This is a genomic window from Amycolatopsis sp. Hca4, from assembly GCF_013364075.1.
GTDB lineage: Bacteria > Actinomycetota > Actinomycetes > Mycobacteriales > Pseudonocardiaceae > Amycolatopsis.
Genome location: NZ_CP054925.1, coordinates 1802852 through 1819378, shown reverse-complemented (window position 1 = coordinate 1819378; position 16527 = coordinate 1802852). Strand labels below are relative to the sequence as shown.

The 16527-nt window shown below is 74.0% G+C and carries 16 protein-coding genes; 2 read left to right on the top strand and 14 right to left on the bottom strand.

The window, feature by feature from the left end; translation table 11 throughout:
• Position 1 precedes the first annotated feature (1 nt).
• Positions 2 to 616: a Pvc16 family protein gene (locus HUT10_RS08055; RefSeq protein ID WP_176170594.1), complete on the bottom strand. Its 615-nt coding sequence runs from the start codon at positions 614 to 616 to the stop codon at positions 2 to 4.
• A gap of 142 nt (positions 617 to 758) precedes the next feature.
• Between HUT10_RS08055 and HUT10_RS08050 the strand changes: the two genes are divergently transcribed.
• Positions 759 to 2030 carry a hypothetical protein gene (locus tag HUT10_RS08050; protein WP_176170593.1) on the top strand — a complete coding sequence of 424 codons (1272 nt, stop codon included), beginning with the start codon at positions 759 to 761 and terminating at the stop codon, positions 2028 to 2030.
• Positions 2031 to 2045: 15 nt separating this feature from the next.
• Here HUT10_RS08050 and HUT10_RS08045 read toward each other — a convergent pair whose 3' ends face one another.
• From HUT10_RS08045 to HUT10_RS07990, 13 genes are all read right to left on the bottom strand, one after another.
• Positions 2046 to 2579, bottom strand: coding sequence for a phage tail protein I (locus HUT10_RS08045; protein ID WP_176170592.1), 534 nt, complete (start codon positions 2577 to 2579; stop codon positions 2046 to 2048).
• Positions 2580 to 2587: 8 nt separating this feature from the next.
• Positions 2588 to 4099 carry a discoidin domain-containing protein gene (locus HUT10_RS51800; protein ID WP_176170591.1) on the bottom strand — a complete coding sequence of 504 codons (1512 nt, stop codon included), beginning with the start codon at positions 4097 to 4099 and terminating at the stop codon, positions 2588 to 2590.
• 13 nt (positions 4100 to 4112) lie between these two features.
• Entirely contained in the window at positions 4113 to 6068 is a 1956-nt protein-coding gene (locus tag HUT10_RS08035) for a putative baseplate assembly protein (protein WP_176170590.1), read from the bottom strand.
• Positions 6069 to 6070: 2 nt separating this feature from the next.
• Positions 6071 to 6475 carry a GPW/gp25 family protein gene (locus HUT10_RS08030; protein WP_176170589.1) on the bottom strand — a complete coding sequence of 135 codons (405 nt, stop codon included), beginning with the start codon at positions 6473 to 6475 and terminating at the stop codon, positions 6071 to 6073.
• Between the two features lie 86 nt (positions 6476 to 6561).
• Positions 6562 to 8301 (bottom strand): phage baseplate assembly protein V, encoded by a 1740-nt coding sequence (locus HUT10_RS08025; protein ID WP_176170588.1) that lies wholly within the window; start codon positions 8299 to 8301, stop codon positions 6562 to 6564.
• Positions 8298 to 9422 (bottom strand): phage tail protein, encoded by a 1125-nt coding sequence (locus tag HUT10_RS08020; protein WP_176170587.1) that lies wholly within the window; start codon positions 9420 to 9422, stop codon positions 8298 to 8300. The genes HUT10_RS08025 and HUT10_RS08020 overlap by 4 nt, the downstream gene beginning before the upstream one ends.
• Before the next feature lie 4 nt (positions 9423 to 9426).
• A complete protein-coding gene (locus HUT10_RS08015) occupies positions 9427 to 9903 on the bottom strand; it encodes a phage tail protein (RefSeq protein WP_176170586.1) in 477 nt (158 codons plus the stop codon).
• Positions 9904 to 9960: 57 nt separating this feature from the next.
• Positions 9961 to 12093, bottom strand: coding sequence for a DUF4157 domain-containing protein (locus HUT10_RS08010; protein ID WP_176170585.1), 2133 nt, complete (start codon positions 12091 to 12093; stop codon positions 9961 to 9963).
• Positions 12094 to 12116: 23 nt separating this feature from the next.
• Positions 12117 to 12266, bottom strand: coding sequence for a DUF6760 family protein (locus HUT10_RS52110; RefSeq protein ID WP_354912734.1), 150 nt, complete (start codon positions 12264 to 12266; stop codon positions 12117 to 12119).
• A 17-nt stretch (positions 12267 to 12283) separates the two neighbouring features.
• Positions 12284 to 12706, bottom strand: a complete 423-nt coding sequence (locus tag HUT10_RS08005; protein ID WP_176170584.1) for a phage tail assembly protein — start codon at positions 12704 to 12706, stop codon at positions 12284 to 12286.
• A gap of 35 nt (positions 12707 to 12741) precedes the next feature.
• Entirely contained in the window at positions 12742 to 13209 is a 468-nt protein-coding gene (locus HUT10_RS08000) for a phage tail protein (RefSeq protein ID WP_176170583.1), read from the bottom strand.
• A 25-nt stretch (positions 13210 to 13234) separates the two neighbouring features.
• Entirely contained in the window at positions 13235 to 13672 is a 438-nt protein-coding gene (locus HUT10_RS07995) for a phage tail protein (RefSeq protein WP_176170582.1), read from the bottom strand.
• A gap of 10 nt (positions 13673 to 13682) precedes the next feature.
• Positions 13683 to 15224, bottom strand: a complete 1542-nt coding sequence (locus HUT10_RS07990) for a phage tail sheath subtilisin-like domain-containing protein (RefSeq protein ID WP_176170581.1) — start codon at positions 15222 to 15224, stop codon at positions 13683 to 13685.
• Between the two features lie 330 nt (positions 15225 to 15554).
• Here HUT10_RS07990 and HUT10_RS07985 point away from each other — a divergent pair, with 330 nt between their 5' ends.
• Positions 15555 to 16511 carry a hypothetical protein gene (locus HUT10_RS07985; RefSeq protein WP_176170580.1) on the top strand — a complete coding sequence of 319 codons (957 nt, stop codon included), beginning with the start codon at positions 15555 to 15557 and terminating at the stop codon, positions 16509 to 16511.
• The last annotated feature ends 16 nt before the right edge of the window (positions 16512 to 16527 follow it).

The window sequence follows — 16527 nt, the reverse complement described above, 5'->3', positions numbered from 1 at the left end:
GTCACTCCCGGATCCGGCGCCCCGGCACCGCCGGTGCTGGGGACGGCGGCGGCGCCGGCGGCGGCCCGCCGGCCACCCCGAGGTCCACAGTGGACGGCGGGGTGGCGAGCGGGCCGAGCGCGGCCGGGGTCAGGGTCGCGGTCAGCACGACGTCGAGGCCGGCCCGGGGCGGCACCCCGAACGAGGGCCACAGATCGGCCGCCACCCCGGGCAGGTCCGGGTGCGCCACGTCGAGCTCGATCGACGGCCCGGTGCGCAACGGCGGCGGCAGGTACCGCACCGGCACGTGCCGGTGCGGGGCCATCGCGGCGAGGACCGCGCCGAGACAGGCGTGCTCGGCGGCGCGGCCGGCCGCCGCCCACGCCGTGACCAGGTAGCAGAACCGGTAGCGGCGCGGCGGCAGCACGCGGGCCACCACCCGGCCCTGCTCGTCCAGCTCGTCGGTCCACGCGGCCGCCCGCGCGGTCAGGTCCTCCACCACCCGGTGCAGGAACAGGCTGAGCACCGCGCCGTCGCCGGCCAGTTCCGGGCCGGGCGGCTCGGCCCGCAGGGCCACTTCCGGGCCGACCGCGGCGCGCACCAGCGCGGTCAGGGCGGCGTCGACGTGCTCGATCACCCGTCCAGTGTCCGCCGGGCCGCCCCGCCGGGGCGCTGCCGGACGGACAGGCGTGCGGGCACACCGAGCCAGCGCGAATCTGCGCGATGGCTTGGCCGCGGGCGTGTTCTCCTGCGCCGCGCCGGGGTCGAAGCTGGGGGCCATGACCGCGTTCACGCTGCTCGGAGATCCGGTGCTGCTCGTCGAAGCCGGCGAGGAAGCCGCCTGCGAAGTGCTGGTGCGCAACGAAGGTGCCGTGGTGGACCAGTTCGCCGTCGACGTCGTCGGCGAGACGCGGGAGTGGGCCACCGCCGTCCCGGAGGTCGTCAACCTGATGCCGGGCGGGGAAGCCACCGTGACCGTCCGCTTCGCCCCGCCGCGCGGCCCGCAGGTGGCCGCCGGGAGCCACGCGTTCGGCGTGCGCCTGCGCTCGCGCGAGTACCCGGACCGGTCCGCGGTGGTGGAGGGCCACGTCGAGGTCGCCCCCTTCCTGGCGCTGGACGCCGAGCTGCTGCCGGCCAGACGACGCGGCAGCCGCAAGGCGAAGTACCGGCTCGCGGTCGAGAACGCCGGCAACACCCCGGTCCGGATCGAGGCCGAGCCGTTCGACCCGGAGGACGACCAGGTGCGGATCCGGCTGGACCGGACGTTGTTCACCGTGCCGCCGGGGACCGTGGCGCTGCTGCGGGTGCTGGTCCGGCCGTTCGAACGGTTCCTGCGCGGGGATCCGCGGCCGCACCCGTTCGAGCTGAAGCTGATCCACGAATCGGCGGACGGCGTGCTGGTGGGCGATCCGCTGACCACCAAGGGCCTGATGACGCAGGAACGGATGCTGCCCAAGTGGGTCCTGCCGTCGCTGGCGCTGCTGTCCGCGCTGGCGATCGTGCTGACCACGCTGTGGTTCGCCGTCCTCGCCCCCAACGTCAAGGAGATCGCCAGCTCGGAGGTGGCCGGCCAGGTCAGTGCGGCCAGCAGCGCGGCGGAGGCGGCCAACGCCGCGGCCTCGAAGGCGAACGGCGCCCAGGAGGACGCCCACGCGCAGCTCAGCGCCGCGGCCGCGGCGAGCGCGGCGAACACGCCGACCTCGCTGGACTTCCGCATCGCCACCTTCGCGGCCCCGGTGGCCGACAGCTCCTTCCAGCAGTTCGGCTACTCCGCGCCGCCGGGGCGGGCGATGGACATCTACGCCATCACCCTGCAGAACCCGCGGCAGGACAAGGGGTTCATCCGGGTCTCGGTCGGCTCCGACGTGCTGCTGGAGTCCGGGCTGGCCAACTTCACCGACCAGCCCTACAGCTACGCCAAGGGGCTGCACGTGCCCAAGGACGTGCCGGTGACGGTGTCGGTCGACTGCGTCACGCCCGGCGCGGGTTCGGTGCGGTGCACTCCGTCGGCGTCCTTCTCCGCGCAGCTGCTGCCGGCGGGCGCCGGCTGAACCGGCGTCGCGGGCTCAGTCCACGAGTTCGACGTGGTGCGGTACGTGCGCGGGTTTGGCCGCGGCCACCAGGTCCCGCACCGCGGCCAGTTCCGCCTCCGGCGCGTCGCCACGCCGGAGCCGGACCACCAGCGACGGCTCCGCGGCCGCCGGTGTCGACCCGGGCGTCCGGGACCAGTGCGTCCCGCCGCTGTCGACGACTTCCGCCCGGCCCCCGGTGGCGAGCTCCAGCTGCCACCGCAGGCCCCGGGCGGTGCCACGGAGGCCGTGCAGGGCGACGGCGTTCCGGACGATCTCGCGCCGCCGGTCGTCGGTCCAGGCGTCGTCCAGGGTGACGCCGAGCCAGGCGGCCAGGTGGGCCAGGAAGTCGGCCGGCGCGACGCCGGGGTCCAGGTAGGCGTCCAGGCAGTCGAGCACGGCGTGGACCGGGGCGAGCACCTCGTCCAGGCCCGCGGTGAGGCCGGTCAGCACCGGGTCCTCCTGCAGCACCGCCGGCAGCAGGGCGGCCAGCGGCCGGGGCGTGCGCACCCCGGCGGTCATCCCACGCATGCCCGCCCCTACCCGACGCTGAAGAACTGGAACTCGGTCACGGCGACGTCCTTGGCTCCCGGCGACTCCTTGACCTGCAGGACCTGCACCTGCACCAGCTTGGCGGCCAGGCCGTTGCGCAGGGTGAACGTCTGCGGGCTCTTGGAGTCCTGCAGGGTCAGCGTGTCGGACTTTTCGTTGGAGTAGCTGAACACGATGATCGACGGCCGGTCGTGGCCGACGAAGTCGTCACTGGCGCCGCCGGTGATCACGACCTTGGCCAGCGCGGTCGGCTGGCCGAGGTCGACGGTCACCTGGGGCGGCTTGCCGTTCGGCACCCACGGCGCGGCCCAGTAGGTGTTGGTGAACCCGTCGAAGGCGGCGCCTGCCGGGTGGCCGGGCAGCTGGGTGTCGGTGGCCTGCACGGCGGTCGGCCGCACCGGGCGGACCGTGGCGTCGCCGACCAGCCCGGTGGCCCAGCTCTTGAGGTGGTCGGCCTGCCGCACGACGTAGGTGCGCAGCGGCGGGTAGAGCCCGGCCAGCAGCCCGAACGCGAGCACCACGACGAACGTGTACCGGCGCACGCTCGTCGCCACCCGGCGGCCGACCCGCCGGTTGCCGCCGCGCCCCGCGCTCTTGGGACGGCGGGCGGCTGAGACCAGCTTCGGGCCGCCCCTCCGGCGCAGGCGCTGCCACCACGGCAGGCGCCGGACGACCGCGCTCTCGAGCGATTCGCCGCAGCGGCTGCAGAACTTGCGGGTCGGCGGATTGCCTTCGCCGCACTCGCCGCAGATCCGGTCGCCGGGCTGGATCCGGCGGGTGGGCGGCGCCCGGTGGGCCGGTTTGGCGGCCGGCGCGACCTCCTGCGGCAGCACCTCGGCCGGTTCGGTCCCGGCGGCGGGGTCGATCGGGGCCACCAGGTCGTCGACGCCCGGTCCGGTCTCCGGGGCGCGGTGGCGGCCCCGGTCGGCCGCCGGGGCCGGCGGCGGGCCGCCGGGTGCCGGGGTGCCGGGCGGCGGCGGGGTGCCGGGCGCGGGTGGGGCGCCGGGCGGTGGCGTCGGCAGGGCGCCGGGCGTCGGCAGGGCGCCGGGCGTCGGCGGGGCGCCGGGCGTCGGCGGGGCGCCGGGTGGCGGGGTGCCGGGCGGCGGTGGCGGCGGTGGCGGCGGCGGCCCGCCGATCGGAGGCGGCGGTGGTGGTGGCGGGGGCGGGGGAGCGGCACCCACCGGCGGTGGGGGCGGTGGCGGGGGCGGGGGCGCGCCGACCGGTGGTGGCGGCGGGGGCGGGCCCTGCCCCGCCGGGGCCGGGCCGACGACGTCATCGGGCACCGGCCTGCCGTCGATCGTGGTGAGCGGGCCGACGATGGCCGAGGCCACCCGGCGCAGCAGCCCGACCTTGCCCGGCGCCTCGGCCGCCACGGCGACCGGGGCCGGTGCGGCGGAGGGCGCCGTCTTCTGCCCGGTCCACTCCAGGAAGCCCCCGCAGGAGCCGCAGAAGGTGTCGTTGTCCCGGTTGGACTGCCCGCATTCCCCGCAGACGATCATCGCGTGCTCCTCCTCAGGTGGCTTCGACGCGGACGTGGTGGTCGAAGGAGAAGACCAGGCTGTGGGCGTCCACCTCGACCCGGTTGGTCTCGCCGCCGCGCTCGCCGGTGACCGGGTTGGCGCTGTACAGCCGGACGTCCTCGACCGACTCGACGCCGGAGACCCGCTGCAGCAGCGCGTGGATCTCGCCGACCCGCACCGCACGGCCGAACGGCCAGCCCGCGCCGTCCGGTCCGCCGCCGGGCAGCGGGCTGAGGTAGCCGGTGAGCGTCCGCAGCGCCTCCTCCCGCACCGCCGCCGGGCTCCGCCGCGGCCGGGCCACCAGCCGGGCCACCACCGTCACCCCGCGGTAGCGCGGTGGCTCGACCAGCACCGTGGTGCCGATCAGGCGCACCGTGTCCAGGTGCCCGGCCAGCCGGGCGAGCACCTCGTCGGACGGCACCAGATCGGCCAGCCGCACCCGGCCGTTCTCGGCGGGCACGTCCGGCACCACCAGCACCTTGACCGTGGCCGCAGGCAGCCCGGCTTCGCCCGCGGTGACACAGCGGATCCGGGCCGCCTCCGGCACCGCCTCGCGGGCGAGCGCCTCGTAGTCCTCGGCGGTCACGGCCCGGCCCCGGGTCCGCAGCGTGAGTGCGCCCCGGTCGCGGGCCTGGTCCAGTGTCTCGGCGTCGGTGCCGCCCCTGGCCCCGGCCGCGTTGCTCACCGCGGCGACGAACGGGATCGACGAGCGCAGCGTGGTGAGGGTGCCGGCGGCGACGTTGCCTGCCGCACCGCCGCCGACCGCGTGGCCCCGGATGCGCACCGCCACGCCCGGTCCGGGCACCGCGCCGTGCTGCTCGGTGCCGCCGTCGGCCAGCCGGACCAGCGGGCCGAAGACGACCTCGCCGGTGTAGCCGTCGAGCAGGAAGTGCCGGTCGGCCGCGGTGCTGCCGGCGAAGTCGGCGACGCGGGTCCAGTCCTGCCAGCCGTCCTCCGAACTGGTCTGGACCACGGGGCTGCCGAGGCCGGACGGCACCGGCGCGGCGGCCACCCGGAACACCTGGCCCGGCGAGCCGTCGGCGGTGCCGAGCGGCTCGGCGCCGATCAGCTCGGCGTGCACCGCCGCGCTCGTGACGCCCACCGTGCAGGCGACGGCCCCGGCGATCGTCGGCGTCGCGTGGTAGCCGGGCCGTCCCGCGGCGGGGTCGGTCACCCGGGCGCGCAGCCAGGCCGCGCGCAGGCCGTCGAGCAGGGCCACCCGGTGCTCGGCCGGCACGTCGAGCACCACCGCGCCGTCGCTGTTGAGCCCGCCGGTTTCGTCGCGCAGCACCCGGCAGCCGAGCCATTCTTCGCCGGTGTAGGCCTCCCAGACCAGCGGCGGCTGCTGCGGGTCGACGCCCACGCCGTCGATCCGGCTCTCCAGGTCGAGCTGGACCGCGCCGCGCGGCACCGCCACGTCCAGCCCGAAGAGCACGGCGTCGCCCGGCCGGGGGACCGCGGAGAAGGCGGGCACCGGACCGGCGCGCAGCTCGGTGGTCCGGTCGGTGGCGGGGCCGGCGTCCGCACTTCCGAGCGTGCGCACCGCGATGAGCGCGCACGGCAGCGCCACGGCTTCGGTCTCGGTGCTGAACACCACCGGGTCGACGGTTTCGGTGTGCTGGGTGCCGACCTCGGTGCCCGCCGGGACGACCAGCGCGGCGGTCGCCGGGGCCGACAGCCAGAAGGTCACGTCGGTGCGGGCCGGGGTGGGCGGGTGCAGCCGGACGCCGATCAGGTCGAGGAACTTGACGTGCAGCCGGTCGGGCACCTGGTTGAGCCGGGTGAACAGCTGGTCGACCAGGAACGCGAACGCTTCGATCAGGGTGACGCCGGGATCGGACGGCGTGAGGTCGGTCCACCCCGGGCAGTGCCGGCGGACCACGCCGGTGGCGTCGGCCACCAGCTCGGCGAACCCCCGGTCGTCCAGGTTCGGTGCGGGCAGCGCCATCGCTACGGCACCTCGCCGTCGGGCACGGTGTAGAACGGGAAGACCAGGTTCCGCTCGTCGCCGCCACCGGCCGGCCGGTAGCCGATGTCGATGTGGAGCAGGCCGGGCTCGTCCGGATCGGGCCGGGTCACCACGTCGGTGATCTCCACGCGCGGCTCCCAGCGGGTCAGCGCCCGGCGCACCTCGCCCGACAGTTCGGTCGCGGTGTCCAGCGAGACGGCGGCGAAGACGTAGTCGCGCAGCCGCGACCCGAACTCCGGGCGCATCAGCCGTTCCCCGGGGTAGGTGGTGAGCACCAGCCGCATCGACTGCTCCAGCCTGCGCACGCCACGGGCCAGGTCGAAGCCGCCGCTCGGGGAGTACCCGAGCGGGAACTGCCACCCCGCACCGATCGATTCGGCCGACATCGTCACTCCCCGCTAGTTGAGCTTGATCGGGTTTCCCTTGATCTCCACCGGTCCGCGGCTCTCGATCTTGATCGAGGCCTGCGCGGTCAGGTTGAGCTGCGCGCCGCCGCCGACGTTGACCACCCCGCCGCGGCCCGCCTGGATGTCGATCTTGCCGCCGTTCTTGCACCGCACCGTGACCGTGCCGGCGATCTGGTCGATGACCAGCGCCACGTCCCCGCGCTGGGTGCCCAGCACGATCTCGCCCTTGGTCGGCGTGGGCTGCGCACCGGGGGTCCGTTCGTCGTGGAAGGCCAGCCGGTTCCCGTTGGGGACACCAGCCCGCGCCAGGCCACCGTGGCCGTGCTGCCCCGGGTCAGCACCGGTTTGCCGCCGAGGTCCGGTTTGCTCTTGCGGTTCAGCAGCCCGCCGAGGACGTACGGGCGGCGCGGGTCGCCGAACTCGAACGCCACCAGCACCTCGTCGCCCACCTCGGGCAGGAACAGCGCCGCCGCGCCCGTGCTCGCGCCGGCCAGCGCGACCGGCGCCCAGTCGCTGACGAACTCCGGCGACAGCCAGGGCAGCACCACCTGCACCCGGTTCAGCCCGTCCGGATCGCCGATGTTGCTGACCACCCCGCACACCACCCCGGGGATGAGCTGCGGCGGGGCCGTGCGGACACCGGCGGTCAGCCCCAGGATGGAGCGCTCCTGCCTGCCGCTGACTTCGAACGCGGTGAAGTAGCCGTCGACGTCGTAGGTGTGCACCGCGCGGGTGACCAGCCAGCGGCCGTCGAAGACCGGGCCGACCCCGCCGACCTCCAGGACCGTGCCGGCCCGCAGCCGCGGGTCGCCGACCGCTTCGCCGTCCGCCTCGGCGACGGTGCTGCCGAGCTGCTCGGCCGCCCCCGCCACCGCTTCCCGCGCGGCGGCGTCGATCCCGCTGCCGGTACCGGCCGGCACGGTGGTGACGGCGAAGGCCTGCGGCCGCGGCGCCGGGCCCAGCTCGCCCAGCGCCGGGTTCGCCGCGCGCGGCGGGGCGGAGTCCGGCTGGAACGGCTTGCTCAGCGTGCCCGGGTCCGCGTCGGGCAGCTGCACCCCGGTGGTCGCGGTCGGCGCCGAGGCGGAGCGGGCCCGCCGGTCCGCCGGGTCCCACACCCGCAGCTCGGTGGTGGGCGCCAGGTTCCCGGCGGTGATCCGGGGCCGGAACACGCGCAGCCCGAACGGGAACTCCACGGCCAGCGGCCGCTTCCCGCGGCGGACGTCGACGGGTCTGGTGAAGCAGAACTTGCCGTCCACCACGCCGACGTCGTAGCCGAGCGCGTCGGCCCGCCCGCGCAGGAACTCCCAGTCGGTCTGGTTCACCTGTCCGATGTGGACGTGCACGGTCCGGGTGGGGTGCACGGTGCCGAGCGGCAGGCCGTACTCCCGGGCCACCTCCCGGACGACGTCGGAGTCCTTGCGGTTGGGGAAGGAGCGGCTGCGCCGCGACCGCTGCAGCCGGTGGTCCTGGGTGTAGCCGCGCACGATCGTGCGGTTCACCCGGCCGTACGAGCCTTCGATGGCGGTCACCTCGCCGCTGATCAGCTCGATCTGGTTCCCGTCCGCCGCCGACCCCGAGGTGATGCCGATCGCGGTGCCGACGGCCAGCCCGGACGAGCGGGCCACGGTCAGGTCCCGGTCCAGGAAGGTGATCTCGAACATGTCCGGCCGCAGCCGGTGGGTGTCGACCACGACCCGCTGGATGCGGTCGGCCAGCTCCGGCGGCAGCGGCCGCCCGCCGGCCCGCACCTGCGGGACGACCCGGGTCCGGTCGTCGAGGTGGTAGTAGGCGCTTCCCGTGGTCATGCCCGGGTCTTCTGCTTCTGCTCGACCACGATCAGGGTGAGGGTGACCAGCGCCCGGGACGGCACCCCGGACGTGGTGAACCGGCAGTACGACACCTTCGCCGTCTTGATCAGGACCTGCTCGTCGAAGACCAGGCCGGTGCCGGAGCCCATCCGCAGCTGCACCTGCTTGGGCGCGCCCTTCTTCTCCTTGCTGTAGTCGAGGTCGGTCCACTCCCACAGCTTCCGGCAGCCGTCCGCGACCGCCGTCACGCCTTCGATCTGCAGCGCGGAAAGGGTCAGCTTCTTGCGGTCGTAGATCAGTTCTTCGCCGTTGATGGTGAGCGTCTGGCCCTCGTTCTCGTTGCCGACGCGGGTGGTTCGCTCTTCGGTGACCTCTCTCGGGTTGTACTGGAGTTCCAGGCTCTTGCCCTGGCAGCTGAGGGTCAGCTGCCCTTGGTGCTGCGTGTTGAGGCCGCCGGGCGCGGACCCCGCCGGGGCGGCGTCGAGGAAACCCCGGTGGGTCAGCACCAGCTTCTCGGTCGCCACGCCACCGCCGCCCGCCGACAACGCGGGCGCGGACCACGACACCGGGATCGCGTCCCGCAGCTCCCACTTGGCCACCTCGCGCTCGGTGCCGCCGGCCGGCGCGGCCTTGCCGTCGCCGGGCACCAGCGCCGAAAACAGCGAGACGGTCACCGTGGTGCCGCGGAACTGCGCTGCGCCGGGGGTGCTGCCGCCCGCCTTCTCGTGCACCATGCCCGCGCCGCCTTCGTCGCCGCTGATCCACTTGCCCGCGACCAGTTCGAGCCAGCTGCGGACCTGCGCGGCGGACCGAGCCTCCATCGCCCGTTCCAGCGTCACGTTCGGGTAGGTGATCTGCCGGGGGGTCAGGTAGGGGGCCAGGTACTGCCCGCCGGCCCACACCGGTTCGGTCTCCAGGTTGACCGCCAGGCCGGAGCAGCCCGACCAGAGCCCGAGGTGGCTGGTGCCGCCCGCCGGGTCGGTCACCACCACCTTGAACCACATGGTCATGCCGTAGCGGGGCGGTTTGCGGGCCGCGGCGTTGCCCGGCACCGACTTCCGCATGCCCACGGCGCCGAGCGCGCCCATCGGCGCCTGCAGCACGTTCGGGATCGTCATCGCGTCACAACCTCGCCTCGTCGCCCAGGAATCCGGTGTGCGCCAGCTCCAGCGTCTCGATCGCCGGCCTGCCGCTGCCCGAGTCGAAGTCCGAAATGGACCAGCCGACCGGGAAGAACTGCTTGAGCTCCCAGGTGAGCACCGGCACCCCGAGGTAGTCGAGCATGTGGATGCCGCCGCTGAGCACCGTGTGGCTCCGCGATGTCTTCTTCAGCCACTCCTGCACGGTGGCCGACTTGGAGCTGGCCGCGCGGCTGAGCTTGATCGTCGGGTACTCGGCGTTCCCCGGGAAGACCAGCTCGTCGTTGTTGTCGCCCGGCCGGTACCTGTGCTTGGTCCAGGTGACCTGCAGCCCGGCCACTTTCGTCCAGGTCCCGAGGTCGTACTCGGCCATGTCGATCTGGACCACGAACCGGTGGGTCATGGCCACCTGGTCGAAGAGGAACTCCGACAGCTTCGTGTTGAGCTTGCCGACTACCATGCCCGAACTCCTCTCACCACGGGTCCGCCAGTGTTCCGGCGCGTTCCCGGTCGACGATCAGTTCCGCGCGCAACCGGGTCCGGATGTGCCGGTAGAGCCGGCCGGCCAGGTCCTGCAGATCGATCCCCGGCTGCGGCCGGGGCTCCCGGTCGCCCAGCCGGACGACCGAAGCGCGCAGATCGGCGATCTGCTCGAAGGCCATCGCCACCGCCGCCGCGGTCTCCGGCGCCGCGACCGGTTCGGCCGCCGCCGTCGGCACCGGGCCGCCCGCAAGGCCCGCAACCGTGCCCCCGGCGGCGGACCGCCGGACGGCGGCTCCCCGGTGAAGCCCGTGTCCCACGACCAGGACACGCCGGCGGGCACGTCCGCGGGCGGCTCGGCGGGCGGCGCTCCCGGCGGCACCGCCACCGGTGCCTCGGCGGCCTGGACGATCGAACCGGGTGGCCGTCCGGGGTCCGGGCGTCCGGGGTCGGGCCGACCGCGGGCGCTGCGGTGCAGCAGGGCCGGCGGCCGCGGCCCGGTACCGGCCACCCAGTGTTCGACGAGGTCGGCCGCGGCTTCCAGCTCGCGCCCCTCGGCGGACTCGGGCGTGGGCTGCGTGTCACCGAGGATCCGCTGCTGGACGGCGTGCGTGAGCTCGTGGGCGAGCAGGGCGCGCACCGGCGGCTCGGCGAGGTCGCCGGCATGGTGCGGGAGGAACACCTGACCGGCCTGGGCGTAGGCCCGCGCGCCCAGCTGCCGCGCGCGGACCGCGACGGCCCGGCCGCGGTGGACCGGCACCGCGCTGACGTCGACGCCGAGCTCGCGGGTGAACAACGTGACCAGCTCGCCCGGCACCGGGACCACCACGGTGTCCGGCACGGCGGCGTCCTCGGGCGGTGGTGGCAGCTGGTCGGCGAGGACCGCCCGGTACACCGGGCCGGCGGGCTCCGGTGGTCCGGCGAAGACACCCCGATCCGGTGTCTCGTCCACAGTGGACGAGTCCGGTGGCGCTCCGGGCGGGGTGGCTTCCGGGCTTTCGCCGGGAGCGGGCGGCGGTGCGTGCGGCGGGACCGCGGCCGGCACCGTCCGGCGGTGCGGCGGCCGCGGCCACAGCGGAGCCTGCACGGTGCGCGGCCGGACCGGGTCTTCCGGGGGCCGGCCGCCCGGCGGGACCGGGGCACCGCCTTCCGCCGGTCCGACGGTGGCGGGCGCCGGCTCAGGAGCGGGTGTGGCGGCGGGGCGAGCCGGCTCCGCCGCGAGCGGCCCGGCGGGGGCGGTCGCCGGTGCCGGGTCCGGTGCCGCGGACGATGCCGGTGCGGGCGGCGGGGTGGCGGCGGCCGGCACCGGTGCATCGTCCACTGGGGACACCGGACGCCGATCCGGCTCGCCGCTCGCCACGTCGATCCCGCGCCGCCGGCTCTCCGCCAGGCTCGGCCGCCGGTGCGGGGCCCGCCCGGACGGCACGTCGGCGGGCGCCTCGGGGACGGCCGGTACCGGCTCGGCCGGCCACGCGGGGCCGAGGCCGGCCGGACCGGCGCCCAGCAGGCTCATCGCCGTGGCCACGTCGAGCTGTTCGTACTGCGCGGCCAGCCGGTCGAACTCGGTGACCCCCCGGAACGGCGTCTCCGGCTCGACCGGCTCGGCCACGTACTCCGCGCTCGCCTCGGTGAGCGGCCCGGCCGGGCCGGACGCCGGCCGGGCACGCAACCGTCGCACCGGTGACGGGACCACCACCGCCGGTTCGCCGGGGGTGACGGCCGGCGTGACGTCGTCGGTCCGGAACACCCGCACAGACCCGTTCGGCACGCCGAAGCCGGCGACCGCTTCCTGCGGGCGGCGGGGCTCGATCGGCTCGGCCGCCTCGTCCGGCCCGAGGGGCGTGGCCACGGCGACCGGCTCGACCGGCCCGGCCGTTCCGGCGGGCTCGAGGAGGGGTTCCGGCCGCACGGTGACCACGCCGGTCACCCGGCCGTACGCGGCACCTGGCGCCGGGCGGCGGCGGATCCGCCGGTGCCGCAGCGGCGGCAGGTCGCGGACCAGCCGCCGGGTGCCGGTCACCCGCGGCAGCGCGAACAGCGGCGCCAGCACGGGCGGCCGGACGTCGAGGGTCGGCCGCAGGGGCGGCAGCACCCGCCAGTGCCGGGCGGCGGGCCGCCGCTCACCCGGCGCGGGCTTCCGCCCGTGCCGCTTCCGGAACGGCCACCACATCGCGCCTCCACGGGGTCCGGGGATCAGGCCGGCAGGCTGTCGCCGGCGTTGAGCTGCTCGTTGATCCGGCCGACCTCGGTGATCACCCGGCTGCGGGAGTGGTGGTCGAGGTCGGCCAGTTCGGTGAACGGCCAGTGCAGGTAGTAGGCGAGGTACGCGATCTCCTCCCACAGCCGGGGGAGCCCGTACGTCAGGATTCCCCCGGGGCATCACCGGCGATGTCCACCGCGAACTCGTGACCGCAGTCCGGGCAGGTGACCTCGGCCTCGGTGTGGCCCTGCTGGTTGATCCGCCGGTACAGGTCCTGCAGGAACGCCAGGTCCGAGGAGAACAGCCCCTCGATCACCGGCGCGTCCACCACCGGCAGGCTGCCCAGGCGGACCACCGTGCGTTCCAGCAGCAGCACCGTCAGGTACGCGGAGTTCTGCCGGACCCGCGGATCGACCTGCGTGCCGATCTCGTCGCGGGCCGTGGACAACCGCATCGCGCCGTCGCGGTGCACGCGGCCGTGCTCGTCGACGAACCCGCGCGGCAGCACGAACGGGAATTCGGTCCGCAGGCCGGCGGCCGCGGGCGCGGCCGCGGTGGCGAAGGAGGTTTCGGCGGGAAACATCGGCGTGGCAACCCTTCCGTCGGAAGCGGGGGTGATCAGCTGGTGGCCGGCGGGGTGACCGCGATGCTTTCGCAGGTGACCTTGCACTCGATGGTGGCCACCGCCGAGTCACCGGCCTTCATGCCGCTCACCACGAGCTCCGAGCACCACGCGTGGTGCAGCGTGTAGACGATCTGGCCCTTGCCCTGGGCGTCCATGATGGTCAGCGTGCCGTCACCGCGGGCGGTGGGATCGCCGCTGCGGGCCAGTGCGTGCCAGGCCATCAGCTTCGCGTTGCCCGCCGCGTCCAGGCCGCGCCTGAGGGTGATCGTCGGCGGCTCGGTCTTGCCGAACTGCTTGGTGTGCACGGTGTTCCCCTTGTCGTCGTTGTAGATGTACTCCTGGGCGCCCACCTTCGACGTGATGCCCTGCAGCTCGGAGAACGCGATCGTGCCGAGGTTGGTGAAGCTCAGGTAGAACCGCGCGGCGGAGATCACCTGGGCCTGGGTGGTCGCGGAGGTCATCGGGAACCCATCCTTTCGGCGGCGCTCAGATCAGCAGGACCGCGTCGCATTCGATCGTCGTCTTCATCATCACCACGGAGGACGAGCCGGCGGTGGTCGGATCGAGCTCCACCTTCGCGCACCAGGCGTTCTCCAGCAGGACGTTCGCGGTGACCGTGCCTGCGGCGTCCATGATCGTGAAGGTGGCAGGCACCTTCGCCAGCGGGCTGTTCAGCCTGGCCAGCGCGTGCCAGGCGAACAGCTGCCCGAACCCGGCCGCGTCCAGCGCCCGCTTCAGCGTCACCGACGGTGGTTTCGGCCGCCCGAACTGCTTGGTGTGGACGTTGCCGAGCCGGCCGTTGTAGGAGTACTCCTGGTGCTCCACGGCCGAGCTGAACCCCGACATCTCGGAGAACCCCAGCCCCACGGCCCAGCCTTCGCAGGTGATCAGGAACCGTGCGGCACTGACGAACTGGCCGGTCATCGCCCCGCCTTCACTCCTGCAGCGCGGTGCCCTCGGAGTACTGGGACAGCCGGAACACCACGAACTCGGCCGGCTTCACCGGGGCGATCCCGATGTCCACGGTGAGCACCCCGGCGTCCCGGTTCTCCGGCGGGTTGTTCTCCGCGTCGCACTTGACGTAGAACGCCTGCTCGGGTGTGTCGCCGAAGAGCGCGCCGCTGCGCCACACCCGGCGCAGGAACATGCCGATCGTGCGGTTGACCGCGCTCCACAGGTACTGGTCGTTCGGTTCGAAGACGACCCAGTTCGTGCCGTTGAGGATCGACTTCTCGACGTAGTTGAACAGCCGCCGCACGTTCAGGTACCGCCATTCCGGGTCGCTGGAGAGCGTGCGCGCGCCCCAGATGCGGATGCCCTGGCCGGGGAAGGACCGGATGCAGTTGACGCCGACCGGGTTCAGCGTGTCGTGCTCGCGGCGGGTCAGCCCGGACGGCAGGTCGAGCACCCCGCGCAGCACCTCGTTGGCCGGGGCCTTGTGCACCCCGCGGGTGTCGTCGTTGCGGGCCCACACACCGGCCACGTGCCCGCACGGCGGCACCGGCACCGGCCGTCCGTCGTGCCCCATGACGTTCAGCCAGGGCCAGTACAGCGTGGCGTACTTCGAGTCGTAGCCGGTGTCGTTCATCCGCCAGTCCTTGAGCCGCTGCGGTCTCAGGTCCGGCAGCGGGTCGAGGATCGCCACCCGGTCCGACATCAGCTCGCAGTGCGCGATCATCGCCAGCTGCACGGCCTTCACCCCGTCGGCGTCGAGGAGGCCACGCCGGTAGGCGCTCATCAGGTCCGGCACGCACAGCATGGTGATGTCGTCGATGGCCTCGAGCCCGGCGAACCCGGTGCGGTCGGCGGCGTCGCCGACGTAGTCGCCGGGGGCGACGGGCGCCGGTCCGGCCGCTTCGCCGCCGCTGAGCGTCACCGCGGTGCCCTTCGCCGGCACCGCCGCCGACCCCGGCTTCGTCTCCTCGATGGTGATCAGCTTGGACTGGCGGACCGCGGTGGCCACGTTGGCCGGCCCGCGGCGCACGGTCACGTTGTCGTAGACCTCCTCGACGCCGTGCGCGCGCACCACGAGCTTGAAGGTGTCTTCGCCCGGTTCGGAGGGGTCTTGGACGTCGATGACGACTCCGTTGCCGGACGGCCCGGGCTCCCGGGCCCGCACGATCAGCGGCCGGCCGCCGGCGCCCGCGAGCTCCGCGGCCGCGGAACGCCCGGCTTCCAGCGCCGGCTGCCCGTTGCCCTCGGCCGCGGCGCCGTCCCCGCCGATGCGGACCACGTAGGCCGCGCCGCCGCCGTTGAGGAAGAAGCCGTACACCGCGTGGGCGAGGTAGCCCCCGTCGACGAACCCGCCGAACGCCTGGGTGAACTGCGTCCAGTTGGTGACCAGCACCGGCTCGTCGACCGGCCCCTGCTCGGCGAACCCGACGAACCCGGCGACCGCGGTGCCCACGCCCTCGATCGGCTTCGAGCCCGAGGACACCTCTTCGGTGTAGACGCCTGGCGACAGGTAGTTGGGCATCGCGGCCTCCCGTGGGGTTTCGATGGCGTCCGATGGCGTCCGATGAGGTCCACTGTGGCCGGGCGCCGCCGCGATCGCGCAGAAGCCGACGGACCATCCATCGCGCACGCCGGTGCACCAACGGGCAGGACCGTCCGGGCACGGCCGCCTGCCCGGGCCGGCTGCCCGAAGGAGCACCCCGCTGCGCGCCTTCTTGCCCGGTCACCGGCTGCCCCGGAGACGGTGACCGGACAGGATGGCTCCGGCAGGCCGCGGGCCTGCGGCCAGGAAATCCGCCCGGGTGTGCCCCCGCCGATTGGAGGACCGCCCACGCCCTGATGAGGAGCCGCCATGGCGCTCGACCAAGTACGCGAAGTGGTTCGGTCCAAGGACACCGAGAAGCGGGTGCACGCCGCCCTGCACGCGATGTACCTCAAGAACGGGGCGAGCAAACCGCGGTACGACGACTTCGGGGAGGAGTTCAGGAAGGACCTGGAAGGCCGAGGCCTGCAGGGCTCCGACCTCGACGACCTGGTGGGCGCCGTCACCAAAGAACTCGAGGAGACCGGCACCGACTACGAGAAGGAGCCGGAGAAGTTCGCCCGGAGCTTCATCGACGCCGAGGGCTGGGCGCCGCAGTTCACCGAGTCGGGTGGGTTCCTGAAGGACGGCGCGGGGCGGGTGTTCCTGGCGGACAGGACGACGGAGGTTTTCCTGCACACCGGTTATCCGGGGCAGGGCGTCTACTACGACCGCGAGAACCGGCTGTACCAGGGTGGGAAGCCGTACACGCCGCAGCAGACGTTCACCGAGTCGGGCGGGTTCCTGAAGGACAGTGCGGGGCGGGTGTTCCTGGCGGACAAGACGACCGAGGTTTTCCTGCACACCGGTTATCCGGGGCAGGGCGTCTACTACGACCGCCAGAACCAGCTGTACCAGGGTGGGAAGCCGTACACGCCGCAGCAGACGTTCACCGAGTCCGGTGGGTTCCTGAAGGACAGTGCGGGGCGGGTGTTCCTGGCGGACAAGACGACCGAGGTTTTCCTGCACACCGGTTATCCGGGGCAGGACATCTACTACGACCGCCAGAACCAGCTGTACCAGAACGGAAAGCCATACGTGCCGGGCACGCCGGCTTCGGACGGCGAAGCGGTCACCGACGCCGAGGTCGAGACGTTCCTGAACGACCCGTCGAGCTTCGCGGAGCTGATGCAGGCCGTCTCCGACGGGGACCTGCAGATCGACTACTCCTCCGACGAGGAGGACATCGACTCGTTCGACGCGAGCCACTTCGTGAACGTCCAGTGACCACCGTTTCCACCGA

Excerpts from the sequence above, each read along its gene's own strand:
- HUT10_RS08050 (WP_176170593.1), top strand. The coding sequence starts at position 759 with ATGACCGCGTTCACGCTGCTCGGAGATCCGGTGCTGCTCGTCGAAGCC.
- HUT10_RS08045 (WP_176170592.1), bottom strand. The coding sequence starts at position 2,579 with ATGCGTGGGATGACCGCCGGGGTGCGCACGCCCCGGCCGCTGGCCGCC.
- HUT10_RS51800 (WP_176170591.1), bottom strand. The coding sequence starts at position 4,099 with ATGATCGTCTGCGGGGAATGCGGGCAGTCCAACCGGGACAACGACACC.
- HUT10_RS08035 (WP_176170590.1), bottom strand. The coding sequence starts at position 6,068 with ATGGCGCTGCCCGCACCGAACCTGGACGACCGGGGGTTCGCCGAGCTG.
- HUT10_RS08030 (WP_176170589.1), bottom strand. The coding sequence starts at position 6,475 with ATGTCGGCCGAATCGATCGGTGCGGGGTGGCAGTTCCCGCTCGGGTAC.
- HUT10_RS08025 (WP_176170588.1), bottom strand. The coding sequence starts at position 8,301 with ATGACCACGGGAAGCGCCTACTACCACCTCGACGACCGGACCCGGGTC.
- HUT10_RS08020 (WP_176170587.1), bottom strand. The coding sequence starts at position 9,422 with ATGACGATCCCGAACGTGCTGCAGGCGCCGATGGGCGCGCTCGGCGCC.
- HUT10_RS08015 (WP_176170586.1), bottom strand. The coding sequence starts at position 9,903 with ATGGTAGTCGGCAAGCTCAACACGAAGCTGTCGGAGTTCCTCTTCGAC.
- HUT10_RS08010 (WP_176170585.1), bottom strand. The coding sequence starts at position 12,093 with ATGTGGTGGCCGTTCCGGAAGCGGCACGGGCGGAAGCCCGCGCCGGGT.
- HUT10_RS08005 (WP_176170584.1), bottom strand. The coding sequence starts at position 12,706 with ATGTTTCCCGCCGAAACCTCCTTCGCCACCGCGGCCGCGCCCGCGGCC.
- HUT10_RS08000 (WP_176170583.1), bottom strand. The coding sequence starts at position 13,209 with ATGACCTCCGCGACCACCCAGGCCCAGGTGATCTCCGCCGCGCGGTTC.
- HUT10_RS07995 (WP_176170582.1), bottom strand. The coding sequence starts at position 13,672 with ATGACCGGCCAGTTCGTCAGTGCCGCACGGTTCCTGATCACCTGCGAA.
- HUT10_RS07990 (WP_176170581.1), bottom strand. The coding sequence starts at position 15,224 with ATGCCCAACTACCTGTCGCCAGGCGTCTACACCGAAGAGGTGTCCTCG.
- HUT10_RS07985 (WP_176170580.1), top strand. The coding sequence starts at position 15,555 with ATGGCGCTCGACCAAGTACGCGAAGTGGTTCGGTCCAAGGACACCGAG.